The organism is Haloechinothrix salitolerans (assembly GCF_042662605.1).
GTDB classification, from domain to species: Bacteria; Actinomycetota; Actinomycetes; order Mycobacteriales; family Pseudonocardiaceae; genus Haloechinothrix_A; species Haloechinothrix_A salitolerans.
In genome coordinates this window covers 3,510,501-3,537,095 of record NZ_JBHSXX010000001.1, presented here as the reverse complement: position 1 = coordinate 3,537,095, position 26,595 = coordinate 3,510,501, and the positions used below count along the sequence as shown (strand labels likewise).

Genomic DNA, 26,595 nt, shown 5'->3' with positions numbered 1-26,595 from the left:
CGCAACCACGCTCAGCTCGCGACGCCGTCTACGTAGGTCACCGATTCCGACGGCAGTGCCGCCACGCGAGGCCCTGGCAGCAAGATCCCAGTGAGGTTGAGCGGGTCCGCGGCTGGCAGGCGCACGGTCTCGCCGTCGTGCGGCAGGGCACGGGCCTTCCGAAGCTGGTCGGCGGCCTCCGGGTGGGCGTACTGCTCACCCGCGAAACCGCTGACGAACCGGCCTCCCCTGACGGTGCCGCGCGCTTCCATCCGCCGTAACGCCCACAACACGTCCCGCCACGGCACGCCCGCCGCGCCGGCCGTGTCGCGCATGACGATGTCTCGGAACACCACGCCCCACCGCGCGATGAGCTGCTCCGCGACCGCCTCGGCCAGTTCGTCGGGATCGAAGCAGTCTGGATCACTCGATCCCGCGAGGGTGAGCGGGTTGTCTGCCGAGCCGAACGATACAACTGTATCGGTTTCCGCGAGAGAGACCCCACCATCCTCGGTCCGCCCGAGCTTCCCCACATTGAGTGCCACGCCCGGCAGCAGGGACCACCGTCCGGTGGTACGCGCCGCCGGTGTCCGGCCGGCCTTCCGCAACCGCCGCGTGCCGACGGGACGCCGATTGCGCGACGGGGACAGAAGCGCTCGCAGCGCGCCGAACCCGTCGGCGGTGACCAAGCCGCGCGCGACGGCGTCCCACAACGCCTCGTCGATCTCGCTCGGCAGTCGTCCGGTAATCGTCGCGACCTGCGAGGCGAACAGCGCGCCGTGGCTGGCCAGCGCCTCGACAACGTCCGCGGTGCGACCTGGACCTGGCGGCGTGGGCGCCCGATCCCCGCGCGCGGCCTGAAGCAACCACGCCAGGTCGTCGCGGATGGTCAGGGTGATTGGCGTCGCCTTGGACGGCGTCATGCCGCTGTGGCGCGGCGTCTGTTCGTCGGCCGGGCTGCGCAGCGAGAGCCGTCCCCACGTGACGTCGCCGGACAGGCACACCTCGTCCAGCCACTCGCGCCGGTAGCCCTCGACCCGCGCGGCGAGGACGTCTTCCCACGCGCCCGCCGCGAGCTGGTAGCCCTGCAGCTGTTCCACGACGGCGATGACGCCAAGCTTGCCCTCGCGCCGGGTGTCGGGCGTGACGTGCTGCCAGCGCAGCAGGAACCGCAAGAAGTCCCGCGCCGTCACCGGTTCGATCTCGCGGCGCTGGCGCGCGCGGGTGTAGCCGTGGATGCGGGACAGCAGTCGCCGAGCGCAGATCTCCTCGGGGCCGTCGGACGCCCGGTGGCCGGGCGGGAAGGACGCCGTGTAGTGCCCCCGGAAAGCGAAGCCCTCAGTCTCCAGCCGCGCCACCGCCACCGTGACGTCCGCTGTGGACAGCAGCGTCGCGGCACTGAGGTCGTCCACGGTGGACGGACCGCGGATCTCCAGATGGCCGCGCAGCATCTCGGCCGCGGCCGACTCGCGGTCGAGCGAGGCGGCGGCGCGCGGCGACCGATAGTCCGGCGTCAATCGCGCGCCCGGGAACAGCAGCTCCACGGCCGGTCTGCGCGCAACGGCGACCCACAACTCGCCGTCGTCGGTCCGCGCGGTGACCGCCCGACGTTCGGTCACCAGCTCATCGAACCAGCCCTGCCACTCGGGTTCGGGGCGCAGGCCGATGACGGTCATCAGAACGTCGTGCAGCTCGTCCGGGTCGCGCGGATCGGGCCGCACCTCGGCGCGGACCCGCTCGATCGCCGCCGGGTCCAGCGCGCCCAAATCGTCGGGCTCCACCGGCAGGCCCCGGCGCAGTGGGACCGCACGACTGCGACGTTCCTCGAGCGGCGCGTCGTCCAGGAAGGTGAACGGCGCGCCATTGAGGATTTCGTGCGCGAGCACCGACGGCTCGGTGGTGTCGCGCACGACGACCCGGATGCGGCCGGTCTCGACGCCACGCACCAGCTCCCGCAGCCCGTCGACGTCCATGGCTTCGTGCAGGCAGTCGTCCATGGTCTGCCGCACCAGCGGCTGGTCCGGGACCTCCATCGGGCCGGGCGCGACGTTCTCCTGGCACGCCGCGAGCGTCGGGAACACCGCAGCCATCAGGTCGTCGGCCTCCATCCGCTGGATCGGAGGCGGATTCTTGCGGCCACCGCGCATGCGCGGCACGACCAGCGCACGGTTGAGGTTCCATCGCCAACGTGCGGCGAACATCGGCGAGGTCAGCACCGCCTGGCGAACGACGTCCTCGACGGTCGGCGATGCCAGGAACGTCGGCACCTGCTCCAGCGGGAAGCTGTGCTCCAGCCCGAGCGAGAGCAGGATCGCGTCGTCGCTGGCGGCCGCTTGCAGCTCGAAATCGAAGTTGACGCAAAACCGTTTGCGCAGCGCGAGCCCGAACGCGCGGTTCAGCCGCGCGCCAAACGGCGCGTGCCCGACGAGTTGCATCCCGCCACTCTCGTCGAAGAACCGCTCCAGCACGATGGTGTCCCTGGTGGGCAGCGCGCCAAGGGCGGCATGGGCGGCGGCGAGGTAGCGGACGATCATCTCCGCCCCGTCGTGCCCGATGCCGCACTCGGCCGCCAGCCACGCGACCGCGCCGTCGTGATCGTCGGCGTGCAAACGTCGCTCCACCTCGGCGCGGATGTCCGAGACCTCCTCGGACAGCTCCAGCGTGCGCCCCGGCGCCTCGCCGAGCCAGAACGGCACCGACGGTGGCGCACCGTGAGCGTCAACCACCCGCACTGTGCCCGGCTCGACACGGCGGATGCGCCACGACGTCGTGCCGAGTAGGAAGACGTCGCCGACCATGCTCTCGATCGCCCAGTCCTCGTTGACCGTGCCGACCATCGTCTCGTCCGGCTCGGCCACCACGCGGTAGTCGCCCAGCTCGGGAATCGCGCCGCCAGACGTCAGCGCCGTCAGCCGGGCACCCCTGCGGGCACGCAGCACGCCGTTGACCTGGTCGCGGTGCAGGTACGCCGCGCGCCTGCCACGCCCGGTACGGATGCCGTCGGAGATCAGCTCCAGGACGTCGTCGTACGCCTCCCGCGTGAGGTCCGCGAACGGCGCCGCCCGCCGGACCAAGTCGTAGAGGTCGTCCTCGCGCCATTCCCGCGCGGCGCATTCGGCGACGATCTGCTGCGCGAGGATGTCCAGCGGTGCGTTCGGCACGAGGATCGCGTCGAGCCGTCCGGTGCGCACGCCCCGCAGCAGCGCCGCGCACTCGACCAGCTCGTCGCGACTGGTCGGGTAGAGCACACCCTTCGGGGTGCCGCCGCGGGTGTGGTTGGAGCGGCCGACGCGTTGCAGGAACGTCGCGAGGCTGCGCGGCGAGCCGAGCTGGCAAACCAGCTCGACGGGGCCGATGTCGATGCCGAGTTCGAGCGAGGCGGTGGCGACCAGGGCCCGGAGGTCCCCCGCGCGCAGCCGCGCCTCCACCCGCTGCCTGCGGTCCTTCGACAGGCTGCCATGGTGCGCGGCGACCTGTTCCTCTCCCAGCCGCTCCCCGAGCAGGTGGGCGACACGCTCGGCCATGCGCCGCGTGTTGACGAACACCAACGTCGTCCGGTGCGCGGCCACGTGCGCGGCGATCCGGTCCAGGATCTCGCCCATCTGCTCCGTGGACGCGACCGTGCCCAGCTCGTCGTCCGGCAACTCCAGGGCGAGGTCGAGCGCACGGCGATGTCCGACGTCGACGATCGCGCAGCGCGGTGAGCCATCCGGGTGCGAGCGGGCCGCGCCAATCAACAGTCGCGCCACGACGTCGATGGGCCGCTGCGTCGCGGACAGCCCCACCCGCTGCGGCGGCTCGTGCGCCACGTGCGCCAGCCGCTCCAGCGTGAGCGCCAGGTGCGAGCCGCGTTTGTTGCCCGCGACGGCGTGGATCTCGTCGACAATGACGGTGTCGACGTCGCGCAGCTTCTCCCGGCTGCGTTCGGCCGTGACCAGGAGGTACAGCGACTCCGGCGTGGTGACCAGGATCTGCGGTGGCCGTCGGAGCATCGCGGCACGCTGCGACGCGGCGGTGTCCCCGGTGCGTACCGCGACCTGGATGTCCGGCGCGGACAGGCCCAGCTCGGCGGCGGTGTCGGCGATCTCGCGCAGCGGCCGTTCGAGGTTCTGGTGGATGTCGACGGCCAGGGCTTTGAGCGGCGAGGCGTAGACGACCTGGGTGCCGTCGAGCTCCTCGCCGCGCTCGTGCGCCCGATACAACCGGTCGATGCACACCAGGAAGGCGGCGAGGGTCTTGCCGGAGCCGGTCGGCGCGGCGATCAGGGTGTCCTGCTCGTCGGCGATCGCACGCCAGCCCTCCGCCTGTGGCGCGGTCGGGCCCTCCGGGAACCGCCGCTCAAACCACGTGCGCACCGCGGGATGAAACGTCGCCAACACGCGACCAGGCTACGCCACCGGTCGGACAGTGTTGATGGTTCGCGCGGGCTACGGCCATCAGACGGTCCCGCGACCGCCCGGCGTGACCTAGGCCTCACCTGCCCGGAAAGCGAGGGACCTTGGTCCCCGCATGATCAGGACCGCGGTACCTACCCGCCCGTGCCGCCCGCACGCCACCGTCTGATCCCATGGATGTCCTTGACCTCGCGCGGTGGCAGTTCGGGATCACGACCGTCTACCACTTCCTGATGGTGCCGCTGACCATCGGCCTCGCACTCCTGGTCGCCGGGATGCAGACGGCGTGGGTGCGCACCGGCAAGATCGTCTACCTCAAGATGACGAAATTCTGGGGCAAGCTGCTGCTGATCAACTTCGCGATGGGCGTGGTGACCGGCATCGTGCAGGAGTTCCAGTTCGGCATGAACTGGAACGAGTACTCCCGCTTCGTCGGTGACGTCTTCGGCGCGCCGCTGGCGATGGAGGGCCTGATCGCGTTCTTCGTGGAGTCGACGTTCCTCGGGCTGTGGATCTTCGGCTGGGACCGGCTGCCGAAGCGCGTCCACCTGGCGTGCGCGTGGGCGTTCTCGCTCGCCACGATCGCGTCGGCGTACTTCATCCTCGCGGCGAACTCGTGGATGCAGCACCCGGTGGGCGTGAAGTTCGTGGACGGCAGGCCGCAGATGACGTCGATCGGCGACGTCCTCACGAACAACACGGTGCTAGCGGCGTTCCCGCACACCATCGCGGGGGCATTCGCGGTGGCGGCAGCGTTCCTCGTCGGCGTCGGCGCGTGGTGGCTGTGGCGCAACCGCGAAGCCGCTGACGAACACCGTCAGGTGTGGCGTAACTCGATCAAGCTCGGCGCGCTCACCGGGCTGGTCGCGTTCGTCGTGCTCGTCATCAGTGGCGACTTCCAGGGCAAGCTGATGTTCCAGCAGCAGCCGATGAAGATGGCAGCCGCCGAGGCACTGTGCTCGACCGAGCAACCGGCCGGGTTCTCGCTGTTCGCGGTTGGCGACGTCGGCGACCCGGACTGCGAGAACGTCAAGTCGTTCACCATGCCCGCGCTGTTGTCGTTCCTGGCGCATGGCGACGTCTCCAGCGAGGTCAAGGGCGTCGACGACCTGATCACCGAATACCGGGAGCGGTACGGCACCAACTACCCGGACGATCCCGCGCTGGGCGACCTCGCGGGGAAGCCGATCGAGTACGTACCGAACCTACCGGTCACCTACTGGGGCTTCCGCCTGATGATCGGCTTCGGCGCGCTGTCGGCCGGGTTCGGGTTGGTGGCGTTGTGGCTGACCAGGCGGGGCCGCATCCCCCGGAGCCGGTGGTTCCCACGCCTCGGACTGCTGGCGATCGCGGCGCCGTTCCTCGCGAACAGCGCCGGGTGGATCTTCACCGAGATGGGCCGCCAGCCGTTCGTCGTCGTGCCCAACCCGACCGGCATCGACGGCGTCTGGATGTTCACCGCCACCGCCGTCTCCCGACTCAGCGTCGGGGAGATCTGGACGTCGCTTATCGCGCTGACCACCGTCTACGGCGTGCTCGCGGTGGTCGAGGTGTTCCTGCTGCGCCGCTACATCCGCGCCGGGATCGAAGGCGTGATGCCGCCGAAACCGACCGAAGAGTCCGACCGCGACGTCCTCTCGTTCGCGTACTAGCAAGGGGTGTTCATGGATCTCGCGACACTGTGGTTCGTCATCATCGCGATGCTGTGGCTGGGCTATCTGTTCCTGGAGGGCTTCGACTTCGGTGTCGGCATGCTGCTGCCGGTACTGGGCCGCACCGACCGCGAACGCCGCGTGCTGATCAACACGATCGGCCCGGTCTGGGACGGCAACGAGGTGTGGCTGCTGGTCGCGGGCGGCGCGACGTTCGCGGCGTTCCCGGGTTGGTACGCGTCGTTGTTCAGCGTCGCCTACATTCCGCTGTTGCTCTTCCTGCTGGCGCTGATCGGGCGCGGCGTCGCGTTCGAGTATCGCGGCAAGGTCGACTCCGCACGTTGGCGGCGAGCCTGGGACACCGTGATTGTCACCGGATCGTGGGTAGCCGCGCTCGGCGTCGGCGCGGTGTTGACGACGAACGTCGTGGGCCTGCCGATCGGCGCGGATGGCAATCGCATCGGCGGCCCGCTCGCGATGGTGCGGTGGGAGACGTTGCTCGGCGCGGCGGCCGTCGCTGGGTACGCGATCGTGCACGGCGCGGTGTTCCTCGCGCTCAAAACGGACGGCGACGTCCGCGAGCGCGCCCGCAACCTCGTCCTGCGGCTCGGCCCCGTGTTGCTCGCGCCGCTGGTCGCGTTGTTACTGGTGATCCAGCTGCGGTACGGCTCGGGCTGGTCGTGGCTGGTGCTGCTGGTCGTGCTCGCCGCCGCGGTGGTGGCGTACCTGCGGCTGGCCGCCGGGCGCGAAGGCCAGGCGTTCGCGGGGCTCGGCGTCGCGGTGACCGGCACGGTGGTGGCGTTGTTCGCCGCGCTGTACCCGAACGTCTTGCCGTCCACAGTGGACCCGGCGTTCTCGCTCAGCATCGCGGAGACCGCGAACAGCCCCTACACGCTCACCGTGATGAGCTGGGTCGCGCTGTTCGGCACGCCCGCCGTGCTGGTGTATCAGGGCTGGACGTACTGGGTGTTCCGTCAGCGCATCAGCGCCGAGCACATCCCGCCGGTCCAGGTGCCGTGAACAAGGACCCGCGGGGCACGTCCCCGTCGGACCGTGCAGGCACCGAGAGCCGGGGCCCGCTCGGCGCGCTGCCCACCCTCTCCCGGGTGGCGCGTCGTCAGCGCAGGATTGCGTGCCGCGACGATCCGCAACGCCCTGAGCACGCGATCTTGCGCCTTGGCGTTCTCGAACTCGCGATACTCGATGTCGATATCGATGGCGCGCAGCCGGTACCGGTCGATCATCCGCTGATACGCCCTGGCGAGTGTCTCCGCGTCGCGGCAGTGTGTGCCGAGTTTCCGCCCCGCCCAGCCGCCGAACGAGACGACGACGTCTCCCCCGTTTGCCCGGATCGCGGAGATCACGGTCCCCGCGTCGCGGCCGACACGCGGGCTACCGTCCCAGACCGCCCGGCAGCCACCGTCGGACAGCACGAACGCCAGTGTGAACTCGGTAACCCCGGTGCGTCGCATCACCGCACCGACGTCGGGGACGTGATCGCTGTTCAAGTAAAGGTACGGCTGCACCCGCACCGGACCGCGATCCCGGTTCACCGGCACCGCCTTCTTGCCCAAGGGCGTCGGCGCGTGCCGAGACTCGGACCCTGTGGATTTGGGCTTGCTTCGATCGGTGTCGCTTCGCGAACGCGCGCGCTTCGGGCTCGACGTGGGTGCGTCCCGCGCGGCCGGGGTGTTCAGCAGGTGCCGCGTGAAGTCGACGTGATTGTCGCGAAATGCCTTGGCGGTGGTGAGGAAAGTCCGCGGTGGCGCGTTGCCGACCTGGCTGACGACGCTGGAGATCAGCAGCACCGCGAGCACGACGCCGATGACGCCGGTCAGACTCCCGACTGGTGTGCTGGTTCGCCACGGGATCGGGTCCGCTGGCCGTCGCCAGCCCGCCCACCGGATGTATCGCCAACCGTCGGGCATCGCCAGCCGCCACGCGGCACGGGCGTCTGTCGCGCCCACCGCGTGGAAGGCCTGCCGCAGCCGCCGCGCACTCGTCGTGACCTCGCGCCAGATCGTGCGGTCTTCGGTGGCCCGATGCCGGGCCGGCGTGCGCCCCTTCGGCGGCCGCGGCGGGTACGGTCGCTGGACGTCGTCGAGACGATCCCGTAACAGCCGCCGCCATCGCGGCTTACGCAGCACCGCCGCGATCAGGGCGAGAGCGACCAGCAGCAGCGTCCGCGTGAGAACGTGTCGCCGCGCGTGCTTGCTCACGCCGCGTTCACCCCCACCCATGGGGTCCGTACCGTCCGCAGCGGTTCCGCTGCGCGACCTGCTATTTTTGCTGATCAAACTCCTTAAGGAAAGCTGTCGTGGCCTCGGCGACGCCCGACAGTTAGCGGTTCGTAGCTGAGAAATGCATGTAATCGCGCGGGGCGCGCCACCGTCCGCCCCAGGACCAACCGATGTCCGCGAACGCGCGCACCGCGACGCCGCCGGGGCGGATCATCCCCGGCCGCACCCTGTCCCGATTCAAGTAGGCGCTCGCGCGCTCCGGCAGCACCAGGTCGCCGCGCTGGTACGGATTCTGGAACGGGTTGATGTCGATCGCGAGGCCGTAGGAGTGCGACGACCACGACGAGCCCTTGCGGATCGGCCGGCACACGAACCCGCCGCTGCCGTTGCCGTCGCCGGTAGGATGCGCGTCCAGGTCGACCGACGTCGCGATCCGCATCGCCTCGATCGGGAACCGCGCACGGTACAGCCGAGCGAAGACGCCGACGACGTCACGCGCCGCGCGGCGGTGCACGATGACCTCCCCGGTGTGCGGCTGATCGTCGAATCCCCAAAAACTCACACGCACGTACCGGAGGTCGCGAAGACCGACGGGACAGCCAGGCCGCCACGTGTCTCCCATCCTGTCGCGGATGCGAGGGCCGATCCGGTGGATCGACGACCGGAACCGATCGTCCGGCGGCGGGGGCAAGTGGTCGGTCGTCGGTAACCGGCGGACGCGGAGCTCGCGGGGTGTGGGCAGGACACGGCCGAAACCGTCCGCACGCAGCGGCAACGGCTTCGCACCGACGTCCCAGTCGGAGAACTCCCGGTGCGGTTTCAGGCTGTTCCTGGCCTGTGGCGCGGCGTGCGGGCTCTGGTCGGCGCGCGGCGCGGGCGACGTCGCCGCCCCTGGGGCGTGCGATGACCCGGCGACATCAACGTCGGAACACGCCGTCGCGAGCACGGCGACCACCGCGACCGCGCCCAGAATCCTGCGCACGGACGTCAGTCTGCGCGGTGTCACGGCTTATGGAAACGGACGAGACACGACCGCAACACACGCCCTGAGTCGGAGGACCGGCATTCTACCTCGGCGCGGCGAAGCTGGTGAACGCCGTGTTCTTCGGCAACCGATACACCTCGCGTCCGGTAACAGTGTTGAGGATCGTCGCGTTGCGATACGCGCCGATGCCGAGGTCAGGGGCCGCGACACCGTGGCTGTGTAGGTCAGCGTTCGCCACGAACACCTGACCGCTCACCGCGGGGTCCAGCTCGATCGAGTGGTCCAGCCGCACCCGGTACCGGCCGTGCGCGTCGCGACGCACTAACGACTCCATCGGCGCGAGGCAGTCTGGCACCCGCTGCCGGTACCCGGTCGCCGCGACGACGACGTCCGTGCGATGCTCGAATCGCCTGCCGGTGTCGCGCTGGCGGCAGGTCAGCACGACGTCCCCGGTCTCGGCGTCGACGTCGGATGCTTCCACCGCTACACCGCAGCGCAGCTCTACCGGCGCCAGCCCATCACACAGCTCCCGCCGGTAGAGGACGTCGTGGATCTCCGCTAGCGTTTCCTCCGACACGCCCTTGTAGTGCCGCCACTGCCGTGCCACCAGCTCGTCGCGCGTCGCCTCCGCAAGGCCGTGGAAGTACTCGACGTAAGCCGGGGTCGTCATCTCCAACACCAGCTTCGAGTAGTCCAGCGGCGCGAACGACTCGGTCCTGGTTAGCCAGTTCACCGCGGGCCCACCATCGGTGTTGCGGCGCAGCAGGTCCAGGACGACCTCGGCGCCGGACTGGCCCGACCCGACCACGGTCACCCGATCCGCGCTGGTGACGTCGTCCAGGCGGTGCAGGTAGTCACTGGTGTGCAGCAGCCGGTCGGCGGGCAGCCCCGCTAGGGACTCCGCCACCGCCGGTTCCGTGCCGACCCCCAGGACGACATGGCGCGCGGCTACCGTCAGCGTGCCTCCGGAGCGTTCGACGCCCAGCACGAACCGCTCGGCCGACGGGTCCCAGGTCATCGCGCTGACCCGATGTCCGAACCGGATGGTGTCTACTGTGGACGCCGCCCAGCGGAGATAGTCCTCGTACTCGCGGCGCGTGGGATGGAACCGTTCCCGCACATAGAACGGGTACATCCGGTCGACGTCGCGCAGGTACGCCAAAAACGACAGCGGATGCGTCGGCTCAACCAGCGTCACGAGGTCAGCCAGGAAGCTGACCTGCAACAACGCCTCGTCGAACATCAACCCTGGGTGCCAGCGGAACTCGGGGCGTTCCTCGAACACCACGAGATCGACGTCGTCGACGCCCTCCGCGAGCGCGGCGAGCCCCAGGTTGAAGGGCCCGCAGCCGATGGCGACGACGTCGTAGTCGACTCGATCCGATGTCATCGCGGTCTCCTCCGCTCGTAGGTCATGAGTACGGCCGTTTTGTCGGGCAGCGCGACGTCAGGCCCGGCCGCGAACCCCGCGATCTGGAATGCCCGGATCGACGGCGTGTTCTCCTTGTCCGGCTCGGCGACGACTCGCTGGCAGTTCGGGTCGGCGGCGAGCAGCCCTTCCGCCAGCGCGGACAGCAACGCCCTGCCGAGCCCACGCCCAGTACGGTCACGATCCCCGATGGCGATGTGCACGCCAAGGTCGTGTGGCTCGTGCGGCACGTACTCACCGAGCAGGTCCCGCTGGACGCGGTAGATCTCGATGTAAGCGAGGTCGACACCGTCGTGCGCGACCACGCACGGCAGCGAGTGCGTGCCCGCGAGCTGGGTGTCCAGTTCGCTTTGCCAGCGCTCCGGTGGCCACGCCTGGTGCCAGAACTTCTCGACGTGCGGCTGGATCATCCAGCGGTGGATCAGCTCCAGGTCGGCCTCGGGCGACGCGGCGCGTACCGACCACGGCGCGCACAGCCTCGGCAATGGCGGTGCGGCAACGGCCGCGAAAGCCTCCGCGGTCATCGAGTCACCTCCCGTAGTGGGTTGGGCGCGTCCAAATACACCGACTGCGCGTCGAGCGGCGCGAGCACCTCGTCGATGCCGTGCAGCCGGGTGAGCAGGTTTCCCTTGCACGGCAGCGACTCCGCCGTCAGCCAGCGGCGGGCGAGCCGGTCTCCCTCCGGCCCGGCGTTCTCGAGCTGCCCGAGGGCGACGCGCAGCCGGTCGGCGATGACGCCGAGCAACGTCGTCTCGTCAGCCAGCCCGTCAACCGCGAGGCAGCCGACCACGGCGAGCGCCTGGTTGCGCAGCAGGTAGTACGACAGCCGCTCGTCCACGATCGCGTCATCCACCACCGCCAGCGTCGACGCGTCCACGCCAAGGATGTCCAACACCTTCGGCTCGTGCGACGCGGCCAGGTAGTAGCCCTGGTTGTCGCGGAACGTCGCGCCCGCGACCCCACCGTCCGCGTCAAGGCGTACGAGGGTGTTCTGCTGGTGGGCCTCCAGCCCGATCCCCGTTGCGGCGTAGAGGTGCAGCATCGGCACCAGCACGCGGTCGGTGTAGTCCGCGACCCAGCACTCGGGTGCGCCTGGCCCGAGCGCCGCGACCAGCTCCCCCAGCCTGCTGCGGCCCTCCCCCGGCCGTGGCGCGACCAGACCCGCGAGGCAGCGCAGGTCCGCCACGCCCTCGGGCACCTCGCGCACGGCGACATCCAACCCGGTGACATCGGGGCCTTCCGCGCGGCCGGGCTCGTCCACCGCGAGCCACGCCGGGTCACGCGTGATCGCGAAGCCAGGGTGGGCGGCGAAGGTACTCGCCGCGTACCCAGCGTCGAGCAGCCGGTTGATCTCCAGGCCCCGGCGCAGCTCGGTGCGCGTCGACTCGCGTTTCGAGTTGGTCAGCCGCAGTCCGAGCGACAGCTTGAGCATGACGTCCGCGTCGGGGCGGTACAGGGTGCGCACGCTCGACGTCGGCCACCAGTGCGGGCCGAGTTCCCCGAGCGGTTCCAGCAGTCCCTGCTCGATGAGCGCGGCGATCCGGGGCCGGTGCACCAGGTCGCGGGCCTGCCATGGATGTGCGGGAACGAGGACCCTGCCGTCGGCGAGCCTGCGTTCGGCGAGATCCGCCATGAGCGTGACGGCGTCGCGCCCGTCGAGCGACGGCGCGTCCGCGATGGCGTCGTGCGAGACGACGGACTCGTCGGCGGCGAACCAGTGCAGCCGGAACGACCCGCGCTGCTCCGGCGAGTACACTTCGGACTCCCGTTCGGACAACCCGTCCCTGCTTTTCGGTGCCGGGTGCTTCAGGTGCCCAAGCACCAGCGCCTGTTCGGCGTCGAGGAAGCCGTCGTCTGATGGCTCGGGGTGTTCGCGGCGGTGTTCGATGTACGTCGTCACGCGTCGCACCGATTCCGCCGTCCGCTCCACAAGATCCGCGATCTCACCGGACGGTACGCCGCCCTCGCGGGCGCCACCGCGCGCGGCGGCCTCGGCCGCCAGCAGCGAGATCGCCACGACCGGGTCCGCCGCGGCGCCCACCTGTCCGGACGGCCCCGCGATGGCGACGGGGCCGAATCGGTGCCAGCCGGTCGGTGAGCAGTGCCGCACCTCGGTGACAAGCGCGAGCCCCGTGGCGGGGAACTCGACGCGCAACGGCCCAGGCGTCACCGACGCGCCGGTTTCGATGAGCCAGCACCGCAGCAAGGCTTCCAGGTGTGCGTGCTCGGCCGCGCCGCGTGGGTCGCGGGTGTGCAGCGGGTCGTCCAGCGACGGCCCGGCGGTATATGTCGCGTTCGCGGGAACGTGCTCGGTGATCGTCATGCCGCGCCCTCCTCGGTGCGTGCCGCGCTGGCCCTGCCCGCGAGCAGCACCCTGTCGATCAGTTCGTCGATGTCGTCGGTGGTGGCGGTGGGGTTGAGCAGGGTGAACTTCACGCACACCTGCCCGCGCACGGTGGTGCGCCCGATCAGCGCCTGGCCCGACTCCAGCAGCCTGCGCCGCAGGTCGCCGTTGATCCGGTCCAGCTCGTCACGACGGCCGCCCCGGTAACGGAAGACGACGGTGGTCAGCTCGGCGGGCGCGACGAGTTCCAGATCGCTCTCGGTCGCGATTCGGCGTTCGGCGTGCACCGCGAGGTCGTGGCAGACGTCGACCATCCGGCCAAGGCCCTCGCGGCCATGCGCCAGCAACGTCGCGGCGACCTTCACGGCGTCCGGCCTCCGGGTGGTTTGCAGGCTGCGGCCGAGCAAGCCGTCGTAGCCCGCGTCGGCGTCGTCGGCCGGGTTCAGGTACTCCACCGTGCGGTCGAGCGAGCGGAACGCGGTGGCGTCGCCAACGAGCAGCGCACTGGCGGCGGCCGGTTGCCAACCGAGCTTGTGCAGGTCGAGGGTGATCGAGTCAGCCAGCTCGATCCCGGCGAGCCGGTCGGCCAGTCGCTGGGAGAACAGCGTCCCGAAGCCGTAGGCGGCATCGACGTGCAGCCATACCGCGTGTTCGGCGGCGACCTCCGCGAGCTGCGGCAGCGGGTCGACGGAGCCGAAATCGGTCGTACCCGCGGTGGCGATGATGGCGACCGGTGTCTGGTCGACGTCCAGCTCGTCCAGCGCGTCAGCCAGAGCATCGGGCCGCATCCTGTGCCGCTCGTCGACGGCGATCGGCCGCACCGCACGTTCACCGAGGCCCAGGGCGGCGCACGCACGGTGCACCGAGAAATGCGCCAACTCGGAGCAGAACACGACCGGGTGCGGCAGTGCCGTCACTCCGTCCCGGCGGACATCGCGGCCCCGGTTCAGCGCGGCGGCATCGCGGGCGAGCAGCAGTCCGAGCAGGTTGGACATCGACCCGCCTGGCGTCAGCACGCCGTCCGCCTGCTCACCGAGCCGCGCGAGGCCAGCGAGGCTGCGCACCAGCCAGCGTTCCACGACGATGGCCGACGGGCCGGAGTCGTAGGTGTCCAGCGAGGCGTTGCCCGCGCTGGCCAACGCGTCGGCGGCGACGGCGACGGACAGCGGCGGCGGTTGCAGGTGCGCCGCCGCGCGGGGGTCGGACAGATCGAGGCCGTACTCGGTGAGCATGGTGGCGATACGGCGCAACGCGGCATCGGCGCCGATGCCGTCGGCGGGCACGGCGGGCGGGCCGAGCGTGTCGGTCGCCGCCGCCAGCACCTCGCCCGGCAGGCCGTGCGGGATCGGGCCGTCACGGCGCACCGAGCGTGCCGACGCGACCGCACCGGCAAGGGTGGTCACCACCTCGGCCATGCCCTCACGGGATCCTGCCAGCACCGAGCTGGGCATACTGCTGGGTGCGTCGATGAGTCGCGGCGCGTACTGCGCGGCCGGAGCAACTTGGGTCACGAAAGACTCTCCTCGATGTCGGCGCGGGGAGCCGACGCGATCAGTGGTTCGCCAGCGGGTTCGGCAGCGTGCCGTTCGGGAACAGCGCGTGGCGCAGCGCGCGGTCGCCGTAGCGGGTGACCACGATGCGGTCGCGGTTGAGCGCGTACCTCGGGATTTCCGGCGAGAGCAGGTCGTACTCGCCGAACCGCTCCGCCAGCTCGGGGTGGCGTGCCTGGAAGTCCAGAATGGTCTGTCGCACCAGCTGCCAGAAGCGTGTCTCCGCGACGCCGAGCTGATCGGCGCACAGCGGCGCGAGGTAGCGGAAGTGGCCGACGAACACCTGGTCCATGACGTGCTGCCGGATCACCGATGGGTGTTTGCGCGGCAGCACGTGGTCGTGCCCGTCCGGTTCGGGGCCGCGCTCCGGGACATCGGTGTAGGACACGCAGACGTCGTCCACGAAGTCCTTGAGGTAGAGCCTGCGCGGCACCTCGCGCTCGTCGAAACCGAGCAGCGTGTTCTGGCCGTGCGGGTTGAACGTCACGCCGTAGCGGTAGAGCACCCGCATGATCGGAATGAGCAGCGTCTCGAACAGTTGCCGCAGCCAGTCCTCGGCGGGCAGCCCCGAGGCGCGGGCCAGCTCCGCGACGAACGCCGTGCCCTCGTCGTCGACGTGCAGCAACGAGGCGAACGTTCTGATGCGCTCGTTCTCGTCGCCGTAGGTCACGGCGGACTCGCGCCAGATGCAGCCCAACGTCTCCAGGTGCTGGTACGGCGTCTCATCCACTTGGGACAGATACGGGTGGCGGACGGTCACGGAGGCGACCTCACCGAGCAACACCGTACGGGTCTGCTCGGTAAGCACCTGGTCGTCGGCGAGCATGCCCTTCAGCCACTGCGTGACCACCGGCGCGCCCATGGTGCAATGCGGCGGAATCCCCCGCCACACCAGCGTGTTCAGGATCTTCAGCGGCAGCTTGACATCGAACCGGCCCGGCGTGGTGATGTTGGCCATGGTGCGAATCGACTGGCCAGGCAGGTACTCGTCCGGGCTCGGCCCGAGCGGGACGATCCGCCGCTGCGCGATGTCGGCAGCGTGCAGCACCTGGATGATGTGGTCCCACTGCCACGGATGCGCTGGCATCCACACGAAGGCATCCGGGTCGAGGCCCCGCTCCCGCAGGGAGCGCGTCCAGTCGGCACGGGCGTCCTCGGGCAGCTCCCTGGCCAGGATCTCCTGTTCGGACAGTTCCGACGTTCCCCGGAACTCCGCGAGCCCACGGTGGACGGCCAGCCACCGCAGCCGCACCGGCTGGCGGGACTCTGGCGCGTAGCGGCGGACGTCAGTCGCGGAGAAGCCGATGCGGCCCTTGTTCGCGACCAGCAGGTTGTGCCCGGTCATGCGGCAGTCCAGCTCGGCGTGATCCAGCTCGCGCAGCTCGCGAACGGTCTCGCCGCCCCGTGCGATCCTCGCGGCGTCCACGGCGAGGGTGGCTTCCAGTTCAGTCAGGTAGGTGGCCACAGTGGACGGGTCGGTGCCGAGGGTGCCCGCGACGTCGACGAAAAACTGTAGCGCGTCCCACGCGGGCTGGCCGATCTCGTCGCCGAGCATCCCGGCCGCGACGCGGGTCACCGAGTCGGGGTCGACCAGCAGCCAGCCGAACGCACCCGGCCGCCCCCTGAACCGGTAGCAAACACCGTTGTCTAGGTCGACGCGGTACTCGCCGTCGCCGGTCTCGATCGCCTTGAGCATCGCCTCGAAGGTCCACTCCCCCAGCGCCTTGGCGAGCAGCCGCCGGTTGGCTTCGCGCCACGCCCGCGGGCCGACGTCCGGCAGGTTCGGGACCGGATGTGCCCGCGGTGGCGCGGGATCGGTGTCGTTCTCTTCTCGAGCGGTGCGGTCAGGCATGGACTTCTCTCCGTCTGCGATTCGGCGACATTGGCTGTGATTCAGCAACGCGTCGGCGGTTCAGCAACGGTGAAGACATTAGGCAAGCCTTGCCTAAGTATCAACCCGCCAGATAGGTTCATCGCCATGGTGAGTATCACCCTGGCCACGGGGCATTATTTAGGTTAGGCTTACCGAACTGTTGTCCGCAAGGGGACGTCGACCGGAGGGCGCGCGATGCTGGCCGACCGCACGCGACGCTGGGCGTTCGCGCTGGTCAGCGTGTCCGGCGTGATGCTCACGCTCGACGTAACGGTGGTCAACGTCGCCCTACCCGCGATCGGCGCGGAGTTATCCGCGAGCGCCGAGGTGCTGCCGTGGACGGTGTCCGCGTACTCCCTCGCGTTCGGGGCGCTGCTGCTGACGGCGGGCACTTGGTCGGATGCGGCAGGACATCGCACAGTCTTCGCGACGGGCATGGCGGTGTTCACACTCGCCTCGCTGGCCTGCGCGGCGGCACCGACGATCGGCATGCTCGTCGCCGCGCGCGCGGTGCAGGGCGCTGGCGGCGCGCTGGCGTTCGCCCCCGCGCTCGCGTTGCTGGCGGCTACCCATGAGGGCGCGGTACGACGTTCCGCGATCGCCTCGTTCGCGGCGCTGTCCTCGTTGGCGGGCGCGCTCGGCCCGGTGATCGGTGGTGGTGTCGTCGCCGTGCTGAGCTGGAAGTGGATCTTCCTGCTTAATGTCCCGATCGGCGCGTTCGTGCTGGTAGCCGCGCTGGTGGCCCTCCCCCGCGCACGCCCAGGGTCCAGCACCGTTCCGGTCGACGTCTCGGGCGCGGTACTCGCGGTCGCCACGTTGCTCACGCTGCACTCGGCACTCGCGACCGGCAGCTCGCTCGGCTGGACATCCACGGTCACGGTGGGCGCGGGCGCGGCCTTCTGCGTACTGCTGCCGGTGTTCGTGCGGAACCAGCGTCGCCCGAGAGCGCTGCTCGACGTCGGTGCGGTGGACGGCACGGCGTTCACCGCGGCGGCGACGCTGACCTTCACCGGCAGGATGGCCAGCCTGGGCACGCTGGCGTTTCTGACGTTGTGGCTGCAGGACACCGCTGCCGCGTCGCCCTGGCGCGCGGGCCTCCTCCTGCTGCCGTTGACCGGAAGCCTCGCCCTCGCGGGCACGCTCGTCGCGACGATACAGGCCCGGCTAGGTCCCGCTCGGACAGTCGCGAGTGGATTCGCCTTACAAGCGACGGGTCTCGTCGTCCTCGCGGTCGCCGCGGGTGCGGGCAGCGTGCCGTGGGCGTGCGGCGGCATGACGCTGTTGGGCGCCGGTACCGCGCTGGTGTTCCCACCGCTGCTGACCGTCACGGTGAGCGTGGTCCCCGCCGAACGCACCGGGGTGGCGTCCGGCCTGACGAACGCCTGCTCACCGCTTGGTACCGCCACCGGCGTCGCGGTCCTCGGAGCGCTGTTCGCCACCCTTGGCGGGACCGGGGTGGCGTTTACCGGCGTCTGTCTCGCGGCGGCGACGGTGTCAGTGGTCAGCGTGGTGCTCGCCCTGCGACTGCTGCCCGGTGCGCTGCCGGGTGAACCGCCCGCCGAAGCCCGCACCGACCGCGCGGCCGGACCGCGGGGCGCACAGGCATCCACTCAGGCCGCCGACCTGCGACGCAGCAGCCAGATCAGGTAAGGCGCGCCGACCAGAGCCGTCACGACGCCGACCGGAATCTCCAGCGGGGCGAGCAAGGCACGGCCGATACCGTCGGCGCTGACTACGAGGATCGCGCCGAGTAGCGCCGCCATCGGTACCAACCGTGCCGTGGCGCTGCCGACGATCCGGCGCGCGAGATGCGGCGCGACCAAACCGACGAACCCCACGGTGCCCACCACGGCCGCCGTTCCCGACGCGAGCACGGCGGCCCCGCCGAGAACGAGCATCCGCGTCCGGCCGAGCGCGAGCCCGAACGCGCGGGGGACGTCGTTGCCGTAGGCGAGCAGATCGACCGGCCTGGCGGTCAGCACCAGCGCGATCCCCACGAGAATCGGCGCGACCAGCCATCCGAGTACCGAGAAGTCACGAGCGTAGGTGCTGCCGGACAGCCACGTCAGCGCCGCGGAGAGGTCCATCTGCGCGCCCACCACCATGAGATGCACAAGCGCGCTGCCGGTGTAGGCGCAACCGAGGCCGATCAGCACCACCCGCGTCGGGTCGAGCCCGCCGCCCGCTTTGGCGAGCAGCATGACAAGCGCGATGACGACGATGCCGCCAAGCGCGGCGGCCAGCGGCAACGCGGCGGCGGGCGCGCTTGGTATCACCGCGATCATCAGCACCGCACCGACGGCGGCGCCTTGAGTCACGCCGATCAGGTTCGGCTCCGCGAGAGGGTTGCGAACCACGGCCTGCACCGCGACACCCGCCACCGCGAGGCACGTTCCCGCCAGCGCCGCCACCAGGATGCGGGGCAGCCGGTAGGCCACCATCTGCTGTGCGATCTGATCGCCAGCGCCGCTGAGCACCGCGCCCAATTGGGCCCAGCTGACGTCGACGTCTCCGACGCGCAGGCCCACCGCGATCACCGTGGCCAGCACCGCGACGCCCGCCCCGATCGCCAGCAGGTAGCTGCGACGCGCCACCGGTCGGATCGTGGTGACGGCCGCGCCCACGTCGGCGTCCCCGGTGATGATGCGGCGCGCGAGCAGCACGAACACCGGCCCGCCGATCAGCGCCGTCACCACACCGACCGGTAGTTCGCCGTAACCCGCCGACGGGGGCAGCACGAGCTGCGCACCCGCGTCGGCGGCCAGCACCAGCGCCGCGCCGAGTAGTCCGGCCAGCGGCAGCCGGGCGGCGTGACGGGCGATACCGATCGTGCGCACCGCGACCGCCGCGACCAGTCCCACGAACGCCACCGGACCGGCGACACTCACCGCAGCCGCCGACAACATCACGGCCAGCAGCAGCGCGGCGGGTCGCACGCGGCTGACCCGCACGCCCAGCGACTCCGCCGTCTCGTCACCGAGCGAGATCAGGTCAATGGGCCGGGCCAGCAGCGGCGTCAACAGCACCGCGCCCACTACGACCGCGCCGAACGCCAGCGGGCGGTCGAGTCCGGTCTGCAGTAGCGAGCCTTGTCCCCAGAAGTACAGCCCCCTCGTGGAGTTCTCGTCGAGAATCTGCAGGAAGTCGGCGACAGCCATGCCCGCGAGCGTCACCGTGGCGCCCGCGAGCAGCACGCGGCCAGGGGTGAGCAGCCCGCCCACCGTCAGCAGATACACCACCGCCATCGCGGCGAGACCGCCGAGGAACGCCACACCTCCCCCGCCGAGCAGCCCGACGTCGATGCCGGTCAACGCGACGGCGACGACGGCGAGGTACGCACCCGCGTTGATGCCGAGCGTGTCCGGCGCGGCGAGTGGGTTGCGGGTGACGCCCTGGATGAGCGTGCCCGCGACGCCGAGCGCGACCCCGGCGACCAGTCCGGCGAGGGTGCGCGGCAGCCGCGCGCCCCACAGCATCGCCTCGGCGTGCGGGTCGTCGTTACCCGCGAGCAAGCTCGCGATGTCGGCGATGCCGACGCCGGACGCGCCGAGTCCAAGATGGACGACGGTGACGGCGAGCAGCGCGCACGCGGCTGCGCCGCCCACCAACGCGACGGGTGGGCGGCGCAGCGCGGCACGCTTGGCCTTCAGCACGGTTTCGACGTCAGGCGGTGTAGGCCTTGGCGGTCTCGTCGAGTAGCTGCATCGCCGACAGCGGCCCACCGAACAGCCAGGTGCCCGGGTCGAGTGCGGCCACCTTGTCCTGCTTGACGAACGACAGGTCCTGCCAGGCGGCGTTGTCGGCGAGCACACTGGTGAACGGGTCGTCTGATTCCAGCGCGACGTAGAGGAAGTGGGCGTCGGAGTCGACCTTGGTCAGCCCCTCGACGCCGACCGTGGTCATGCCCCAGCTGTCCGGCTTGCCATCCCAGCCGTTCTCCAGCCCGGCCGATTCCAGCAGGGACGCCGCCATCGCGTCGCTGGTGAACATGCGGATGCCCGGCGCGCCTTCCGCCGTGTAGCCCTGCGCGAGCGCGAACGTGCTGCCCGACTCGCCAGCCTCGTCGAGCCTGCTCTTGACCTCGTCGACCTTCGCGTCCAGCTCGCCGAGCACCTCCTCGGCCTTGTCCTCCTTGCCGACGGCCTCCGCCAGCTCGGTGAAGTTCGTCTTCATCGTCTCCAGCTGCGGCTTCGTCGTCGGCTCGAAGGCCACGACCGGAGCGATCTCGTTGAGCTGGTCGAAGTTCGCGGTCAGCCGGTCGACATCGGACACGATCAGGTCGGGGTCGAGTGTCTTGATCTTCTCGATGCTCGGCTCCTGCCGGGAGCCGACGTCGGTGACGTCGTCCGGCAGCTGCGCCTCGGGCGCGGTGACCCAGTCGGCGTAGGCCTCGGTGTCGGCGGCGCCCACCGGCGTCACGCCCAGCGCGAGGAGCTCCTCGGTGTAGGACCACTCCAGCGAGACGACCTTGGTCGCCGGTTCCTCCAGCTCGACGTCTCCCTTGGCGGTCGCCACGGAGATCGGGCCGGAGTTGGCGTTGGTTGTCTCCTCGGCACCGGGGTCGGCGACCGTACCGCCGCCACATCCCGCCGCCAGCGCGAGCGCCACGGCGGCGCCACCCGCCGTCACCGCACGTACGAGGCTGTTCATGGAAGTTCCTCCTTGATTTTCGGGGTGTTGTGTTCGGGAACGTCTCTTCAGGACGCGACCGGAGGTCGCTGGGGAAAGCACGCCAGGTGGCCGGTCTCGGTGTCGCGGACGACGTTGACGCTGAGGCCGAACGCGCGCTCGATCGCATCGGAGGTCAGCACGTCCTCCGGCGGTCCAGAGCGCAACACCGTGCCGTCGCTGATGACCACGACGGTGTCGCCGTAGGCCGCGGCGTGCATGAGGTCGTGCAGCACGACGCCGCACGCGATGCCGTAGTCCCGCGCCAGGGTGCGCACCACGTCGAGGACGTCGAACTGGTGACGCAGGTCGAGGTAGGTGGTCGGCTCGTCGAGGAGCAGGATCTTCGCGCGCTGCGCGAGCACCGTGGCCAGCCAGGCGCGTTGCCGCTCGCCGCCGGAGAGTTCGTCGAGGCACTTGTCCGCGAGGGGGTGGGCGTCAGTGACCGAAAGCGCCCACTCGATCGACTCGCGGTCCTCGGCGGTGTGCCGGGCGAACGCGCCGCGATGGGCGTAGCGGCCGTGCCGGACCAGTTCGCGGACGGTGACACCCGCCGGGATCTGCGACGTCTGCGGCAGGAACGCCAGCCGCTGCGACAACGCGCGGCGCGAGAGCGAACCGAGCGGGACGCCGTCAACGCGCACGGTGCCGGCCAGCGGCGACAGCAACCCGGCGACGGTGCGCAGCAGCGTGGACTTGCCGCAGCCGTTCGGGCCGACAAGCAGGGTGACTTCCCCGGCCGCGAGCGTGAGGTCGACGTCGGTGAGGACGCGGCGTTTGCCATGCCCGACGGCGAGCTTGTCGGTCGCCACCCGCACATCACGAACAGTCACCAGTCACCTCCGATTCACCGGAAGGTGACCCTACCTTATTAGGTAAACCGAACCTAACTTCCGACGTCAGGTGATGTGGTTGTCCTGATCACACTCGACCGCGGGACCACCGCGGAGTGGCGGCGCGCCCGCCGTCCCTCACCTAGGCCAAAGCTCCTCCGCCGCCGCCTCGGCCGTCGCCCGTGACGCACCGAAGGCCAACACGTGGTGCGGGCCGAGCACCTCCCTCGGCGAGCCGACGTCGTGCTCGACGACGATCAAGTCCGGCCGCTCCCGCCGCGCCCGCGTCACGACGTCGCCCTGCCACGGGTACCGGTGGATGCCCCGCATGCTGACCACGACTCGACGTCCGGAGTGGGTGGCCAGGACCTCGGTGACCGGTGGACCGTCCTCGTCGAGCCGGATGACCGTGGTGCCAGGCAGCCGCGCCGCCAACGGCATGCCGATCCCCCATGGCACCTCCCCCGCCGCGATCGACGGTGGGTCCTGTAGTTCGAGCACCAGCGGCGGACCGGTCAGTCGGACGTCGCCTATGGCACGCACGGCCCGGTGCGTCGCCCGCGCTGTCGCCTCGGCCACAGCGCCATCGCTCACCGGAAACTGCCCGCGCGACCAGGCTCGCAACGCCCGCACCCGCCTGGCCGCCGCCGCGAGCCGCGTCTCGGACAATCGCCCAGAACGCACGGCATCGACCAGCGCGTCCGCCATGGTCTCCACCAGCTCCGGCCCGGTGGTATCGCCGCCGACACACAGCGCGTCCACCCCGGCTCGAACCGCCAGCACGGCTGCCTCGGCATGGCCAACGGTGCCGCTGATCGCGCGCATGTCCAGGCCGTCGGTCATCACGACGCCGTCGAACCCGAGCGTGTCACGCAGCAACCCGGTCACCACCGGCCGCGACAGCGTGCCCAGCTCATCGGAATCCAGCGCGGGTACCCGGACGTGCGCGGTCATCACGACCTTCGTGTCCGTCTTGATCCCCGCACGAAACGGCGGCAGCTCGACCCGCCGGATGACATCCAGCGGTTCGTCCAACACGGGCACGGTGAGGTGACTGTCCTCGCTGGTCCCACCGTGGCCCGGGAAGTGCTTGGCGGTCGCCGCCACGCCATGCCGCTGCTGCCCGGTCACGAACGCGGCGACGTGCCGGGACACCAGCTCCGGATCCGCGCCGAACGACCGCGCCCCGATGACGGGATTCTCGGCGTTGGTGTCGACGTCGGCGACCGGCGCGAAGTTGAGGTCGATGCCGCACCGCCGGAGCCGTCCGCCCAGTTCGGCGGCCACCTCCTCGGTGAGCGCCGGGTCGTCCAGCGCGCCGAGCGCGGCGTTGCCCGGCAAGGACGACCCCACAGCGGCGTCGAGCCGGGTGACGTCGCCGCCCTCCTCGTCGATCGCCACCAGCAACCCGGCAGCTCGCAGGGAGGACGTCAGCTCGGCTACGCCGTCGTCGCCAAGGTCAGGGTCGATGTTGCGGCCATAGAGCACCACACCGCCAAGCCCGTCGGCGGCAAGCCGTCCGACCCAGGACGGCGGCACGGTCGTCCCCACGAAACCGGGGAACAACGTCGTCAGCGCGAGGGAACGCAGATCAGTCATGTCAGCCTTTCACCGCGCCGGTCACCAGCCCGCTGGCCATCCGGCGTTGCACGAACAGGAAAAAGATCAGCACCGGGACCGCGATGAGCACCGAACCGGCCATGATGCCCGCCCAGTCGTCCGCGCGGTTCGCCTCGGTGAACGTGCGCAACCACAGCGGCAACGTCCGATTCTCCGGCCGGGACATGACGACGAGGGCGAGCGCGAACTCGTTCCACGCCTGCACGAACCCGAACACCCCGCTCGCCGCGAGACCGGGTGCGAGCAGCGGTAGCGTGACACGGAAGAACGCCTGGACGCGGCCGCAGCCATCGACGAGCGCCGCCTCTTCCAACTCGAACGGCACGCCCGCGATGAACCCGCGCAGCATCCAGATCGTGAACGGCACCACGGTCGCGATGTAGAGCAGCGACAACCCGACGACGCTGTTCAGCAACTGCCAGCCCTCCAGCATCTTGTACTGGGAGATGAACAGGCCCTCGACCGGGATCATCTGCACCACGAGCACCGTGACGATGAAGCTCTTGCGCCCCCGGAAATGGAACCGCGACACCGCGAGCGCGGCGAAGAACGCGAACAGCAGCGCGACACCGATCGTGATCGCGGTGACCATCGCGGACACCCGCAACGCCGCGAAGAACCCGCTGTCGAACGCCCTGCCGTATGCGGCGAAACCGCCGTCGCTTGGCCAGAACGTCGGTTCGTCGCTGCGGATCTGGTTGTAGGGCAGCAGCGAACTGTTGATCATCCAGTACACCGGGAACGCCCACAGCAGCGCCAGCACCACGGCGAGCACGCTGTAGCTCCTGCGGCGCGCCGTCGATGTCACGAGCCCCGTCATAGCCCCTCCTCCCGGGCGAGCAGCCGCACGTACGCCAGGCTCAGCAGCACGGTGACCAGCAGGATGAAAATGGACGCCGCGCTAGCCATGCCGAACTGGCCCTGCCCGATACCGAGCCGGTAGATGTAGGTGCCGATCAGGTTGGTGTCGCGGGTGATGCCACCCGCGTCCTGCAGCACGAAGATCTGCGTGAACACCTTGAGGTCCCAGATGATCTGCAGCAGCCCGACGATCAGCAGCACCGGCTTGATCAGCGGCACCGTGATCAGCCAGAACCGCCGCCGGGCGCTCGCGCCGTCGATCGCCCCCGCCTCATGCAGCTCGCCGGGCACCTGGGTGAGTCCCGCGTAGACACTGAAGGCGACGAACGGCACGCTCATCCAGGTCACCACGACGGCGGCGACCACGAAGAACGACAGCGGCTCGATCAGCCACGAGTGTCCAGCGAACTGGTCAAACCCGAGCCGCACCAGCAACCAGTTGATCACGCCGTACTGCGAGTCGAACAACCACTGCCACACGGTCAACGACGCGAGGTGCGGCATCGCCCACGCCAGCAGCAACGCCAGTTGCAGCGGCAGCCGCGCCGCCCGCGAGACGTGCGTCATCAGCACCGCGAGCGCCGTGCCGACCACCATCGTCAGCCCGGCGACGGCCAGGCAGAACGCGATCGACCGGCCGATGACCTGCCACAGGTAGGCATCGCTTGCCAGCCGCGCGTAGTTGTCGAAGCCGACCCACTCCGGCGGCTGGCCGAACTGCTGGGCCAGCCCATACTCCTGGATCGACAGCACGACCTGCCTGGCGAGCGGGTAGCCCATCGCCGCGAGCAGCACAAGCACGGCCGGCACAAGCAGGACGTACGGGAAGGTGGCAGGGCGCCGCGATTGCCGCGCCGACGTCACGGCGCCCCGCCTTGCTCGACGAAGCACCTCAGCTACTCGCGAGCAGTCCGGTGATGGTCTCGTCGGCCTCGGCGGCGAGCTTCTCGACGTCCTGTCCGTGCGCGATCCCGACGAACAGGTCCTCTAGCACCCGCGAGCCCTCGACCTTCGCCCAGCCAGCGGCGGCGGGGGTGAGCTTGGCGTTGGTCACCGCGGCCCTTGTCGCCTCGGCGAACTCGTCGTCACCCAAGTGCTCGGCCAGCGACACCTTGGCAGGCGTCAGGCCGTTCTCGGCGTACTGTGTCTGGAACTCGTCGCTGAGCATCAGCTCGACCAGATTCTTGGCGAGGTCCTGGTTGGGCGACTTCGCCGACACCGCGATGTTCGACCCGCCGAGCAGCACCGGAGCGGGCTCGCCATCCGAGCCGGGTAACGCGAACACGCCGACCTTCTTCGCGAGCTTCGGGCAGCCGACCTCCTTGTCGGCGAGGCTGCCCATGACCCAGCCGGGCCGCAGCATCATGCCGATCTGACCGGCGCAGAACGGCACCTCCGGCTCGGCCTCGTTGCCGTCCTTCGGCGCACCGGACGCCTGCTGGAACAGCGTCCGCACCCGCTCCAAACCGTCGATCGAGTCCGGAGTGGACAGTGCACCTCGCCAGCCGCCGTTCTCCTCGACCGCGAGCGCGCCGCCCGCGTCCCATACGAACGCCACGCCGTCGCGCCAGTCCTGGCCGGGCAGCCAGAAACCGGAGAAGCCCTTGACGTCGGAGTTGTCCTCCTTCAGCGTGATCGCCGCGTCGACGAACTCCGACATCGTCTCCGGGACGTCGAGGTCCGACTTCTCGAACAGATCCTTGCGGTAGAAGACGTATGCCGATCCGGCGTAGAGCGGCACGGCGAAGGTCTTGCCGTCCGCGCTGCCCGCCTCGACGAACCCGGACAGCAGGTCGTCCCCGCCGAGTTCCGGCAGCATGCCGGTGATGTCGCTGAACGCGCCGGCGGTGCTGAAAGTAGCCGCCTGGGTGTTGCCCACCTCCACGACGTCCGGGGTCTCACTCTCGCTGGACAGCGACGTCGTCAGCCGGTCGACAAGGCCTTCCCACTGCTGTTCCTCGATGGTCAGCGTGGCGCCGGGGTTTTGTTCCTCGAAGGTCTCGGTCAGCCAGTCGCGCATCGGCTGCGGGGTGTCCGGACCGTTGAGCCAGAGCCGGATCTCCGTCGGGCCGCTCGGTTCGTCGGCCGCGGACTGATCCGTCCCACCGCCGCACGCGGTCGCGGCCAACGCGATGGCCGCGAGACTACATAGAAGACGTTTCACGGG

Annotated in this window: 18 protein-coding genes; 3 read left to right on the top strand and 15 right to left on the bottom strand. The window is 70.2% G+C overall.

Annotation, left to right across the window (positions count from 1 at the left end; all coding sequences use genetic code 11):
- Positions 1-11 precede the first annotated feature (11 nt).
- The gene (locus tag ACFQGD_RS16775) at positions 12-4,358 is read right to left on the bottom strand and encodes a DEAD/DEAH box helicase (RefSeq protein ID WP_345396716.1); all 4,347 of its coding nucleotides are present in this window, start codon (positions 4,356-4,358) and stop codon (positions 12-14) included.
- Positions 4,359-4,546: 188 nt separating this feature from the next.
- Here ACFQGD_RS16775 and ACFQGD_RS16770 point away from each other — a divergent pair, with 188 nt between their 5' ends.
- The gene (locus ACFQGD_RS16770) at positions 4,547-6,025 is read left to right on the top strand and encodes a cytochrome ubiquinol oxidase subunit I (protein ID WP_345396713.1); all 1,479 of its coding nucleotides are present in this window, start codon (positions 4,547-4,549) and stop codon (positions 6,023-6,025) included.
- Between the two features lie 12 nt (positions 6,026-6,037).
- On the top strand, positions 6,038-7,045 hold the full coding sequence (gene cydB / locus ACFQGD_RS16765) for a cytochrome d ubiquinol oxidase subunit II (RefSeq protein ID WP_345396710.1): 1,008 nt from the start codon (positions 6,038-6,040) through the stop codon (positions 7,043-7,045).
- Here cydB and ACFQGD_RS16760 read toward each other — a convergent pair.
- The 7 genes from ACFQGD_RS16760 to ACFQGD_RS16730 form a co-directional block, all read right to left on the bottom strand.
- A complete protein-coding gene (locus ACFQGD_RS16760; protein ID WP_345396708.1) occupies positions 7,000-8,244 on the bottom strand; it encodes a glycoside hydrolase family 18 protein in 1,245 nt (414 codons plus the stop codon). The genes cydB and ACFQGD_RS16760 overlap by 46 nt on opposite strands.
- 121 nt (positions 8,245-8,365) lie before the next feature.
- Positions 8,366-9,247, bottom strand: a complete 882-nt coding sequence (locus ACFQGD_RS16755) for a M15 family metallopeptidase (RefSeq protein WP_345396705.1) — start codon at positions 9,245-9,247, stop codon at positions 8,366-8,368.
- Positions 9,248-9,332: 85 nt separating this feature from the next.
- Positions 9,333-10,640 (bottom strand): lysine N(6)-hydroxylase/L-ornithine N(5)-oxygenase family protein, encoded by a 1,308-nt coding sequence (locus ACFQGD_RS16750; RefSeq protein WP_345396702.1) that lies wholly within the window; start codon positions 10,638-10,640, stop codon positions 9,333-9,335.
- On the bottom strand, positions 10,637-11,203 hold the full coding sequence (locus ACFQGD_RS16745) for a GNAT family N-acetyltransferase (protein WP_345396700.1): 567 nt from the start codon (positions 11,201-11,203) through the stop codon (positions 10,637-10,639). Before ACFQGD_RS16745 ends, ACFQGD_RS16750 begins: the two co-directional genes overlap by 4 nt.
- Positions 11,200-13,002 (bottom strand): IucA/IucC family protein, encoded by a 1,803-nt coding sequence (locus ACFQGD_RS16740; protein ID WP_345396697.1) that lies wholly within the window; start codon positions 13,000-13,002, stop codon positions 11,200-11,202. Before ACFQGD_RS16740 ends, ACFQGD_RS16745 begins: the two co-directional genes overlap by 4 nt.
- On the bottom strand, positions 12,999-14,534 hold the full coding sequence (locus ACFQGD_RS16735; protein ID WP_345396694.1) for a pyridoxal phosphate-dependent decarboxylase family protein: 1,536 nt from the start codon (positions 14,532-14,534) through the stop codon (positions 12,999-13,001). Before ACFQGD_RS16735 ends, ACFQGD_RS16740 begins: the two co-directional genes overlap by 4 nt.
- 40 nt (positions 14,535-14,574) lie before the next feature.
- Positions 14,575-16,425 carry an IucA/IucC family protein gene (locus ACFQGD_RS16730; RefSeq protein ID WP_345396691.1) on the bottom strand — a complete coding sequence of 617 codons (1,851 nt, stop codon included), beginning with the start codon at positions 16,423-16,425 and terminating at the stop codon, positions 14,575-14,577.
- Between the two features lie 216 nt (positions 16,426-16,641).
- On the opposite strand from ACFQGD_RS16730, the gene ACFQGD_RS16725 reads away from it, so the two are divergent.
- Complete coding sequence (locus ACFQGD_RS16725) at positions 16,642-18,096, top strand: MFS transporter (protein ID WP_345396688.1); 1,455 nt, start codon at positions 16,642-16,644, stop codon at positions 18,094-18,096.
- Here ACFQGD_RS16725 and ACFQGD_RS16720 read toward each other — a convergent pair.
- From ACFQGD_RS16720 to ACFQGD_RS16690, 7 genes are all read right to left on the bottom strand, one after another.
- Positions 18,057-20,099, bottom strand: coding sequence for an iron ABC transporter permease (locus tag ACFQGD_RS16720; protein ID WP_345396685.1), 2,043 nt, complete (start codon positions 20,097-20,099; stop codon positions 18,057-18,059). The two genes, ACFQGD_RS16725 and ACFQGD_RS16720, sit on opposite strands and share 40 nt — an antisense overlap.
- A 10-nt stretch (positions 20,100-20,109) precedes the next feature.
- Positions 20,110-21,096, bottom strand: a complete 987-nt coding sequence (locus tag ACFQGD_RS16715; protein WP_345396682.1) for an ABC transporter substrate-binding protein — start codon at positions 21,094-21,096, stop codon at positions 20,110-20,112.
- A gap of 47 nt (positions 21,097-21,143) precedes the next feature.
- Positions 21,144-21,947, bottom strand: coding sequence for an ABC transporter ATP-binding protein (locus tag ACFQGD_RS16710; RefSeq protein ID WP_345396679.1), 804 nt, complete (start codon positions 21,945-21,947; stop codon positions 21,144-21,146).
- Between the two features lie 138 nt (positions 21,948-22,085).
- Positions 22,086-23,546, bottom strand: a complete 1,461-nt coding sequence (locus ACFQGD_RS16705; protein WP_345396676.1) for a glycoside hydrolase family 3 protein — start codon at positions 23,544-23,546, stop codon at positions 22,086-22,088.
- 1 nt (position 23,547) lies between these two features.
- Positions 23,548-24,387 carry a carbohydrate ABC transporter permease gene (locus ACFQGD_RS16700; protein WP_345396673.1) on the bottom strand — a complete coding sequence of 280 codons (840 nt, stop codon included), beginning with the start codon at positions 24,385-24,387 and terminating at the stop codon, positions 23,548-23,550.
- Positions 24,384-25,292 carry a carbohydrate ABC transporter permease gene (locus tag ACFQGD_RS16695; RefSeq protein ID WP_345396670.1) on the bottom strand — a complete coding sequence of 303 codons (909 nt, stop codon included), beginning with the start codon at positions 25,290-25,292 and terminating at the stop codon, positions 24,384-24,386. The genes ACFQGD_RS16700 and ACFQGD_RS16695 overlap by 4 nt, the downstream gene beginning before the upstream one ends.
- Before the next feature lie 28 nt (positions 25,293-25,320).
- Positions 25,321-26,592 (bottom strand): extracellular solute-binding protein, encoded by a 1,272-nt coding sequence (locus tag ACFQGD_RS16690; RefSeq protein WP_345396667.1) that lies wholly within the window; start codon positions 26,590-26,592, stop codon positions 25,321-25,323.
- Positions 26,593-26,595 lie beyond the last annotated feature (3 nt).

Bases quoted from the DNA above. Each gene is read 5' to 3' on its own strand.
- ACFQGD_RS16745 (WP_345396700.1), bottom strand. From the start codon at position 11,203: ATGACCGCGGAGGCTTTCGCGGCCGTTGCCGCACCGCCATTGCCGAGG.
- ACFQGD_RS16750 (WP_345396702.1), bottom strand. From the start codon at position 10,640: ATGACATCGGATCGAGTCGACTACGACGTCGTCGCCATCGGCTGCGGG.
- ACFQGD_RS16770 (WP_345396713.1), top strand. From the start codon at position 4,547: ATGGATGTCCTTGACCTCGCGCGGTGGCAGTTCGGGATCACGACCGTC.
- ACFQGD_RS16740 (WP_345396697.1), bottom strand. From the start codon at position 13,002: ATGACGATCACCGAGCACGTTCCCGCGAACGCGACATATACCGCCGGG.
- ACFQGD_RS16700 (WP_345396673.1), bottom strand. From the start codon at position 24,387: ATGACGGGGCTCGTGACATCGACGGCGCGCCGCAGGAGCTACAGCGTG.
- ACFQGD_RS16705 (WP_345396676.1), bottom strand. From the start codon at position 23,546: ATGACTGATCTGCGTTCCCTCGCGCTGACGACGTTGTTCCCCGGTTTC.
- ACFQGD_RS16730 (WP_345396691.1), bottom strand. From the start codon at position 16,425: ATGCCTGACCGCACCGCTCGAGAAGAGAACGACACCGATCCCGCGCCA.
- cydB (WP_345396710.1), top strand. From the start codon at position 6,038: ATGGATCTCGCGACACTGTGGTTCGTCATCATCGCGATGCTGTGGCTG.
- ACFQGD_RS16725 (WP_345396688.1), top strand. From the start codon at position 16,642: ATGCTGGCCGACCGCACGCGACGCTGGGCGTTCGCGCTGGTCAGCGTG.
- ACFQGD_RS16715 (WP_345396682.1), bottom strand. From the start codon at position 21,096: ATGAACAGCCTCGTACGTGCGGTGACGGCGGGTGGCGCCGCCGTGGCG.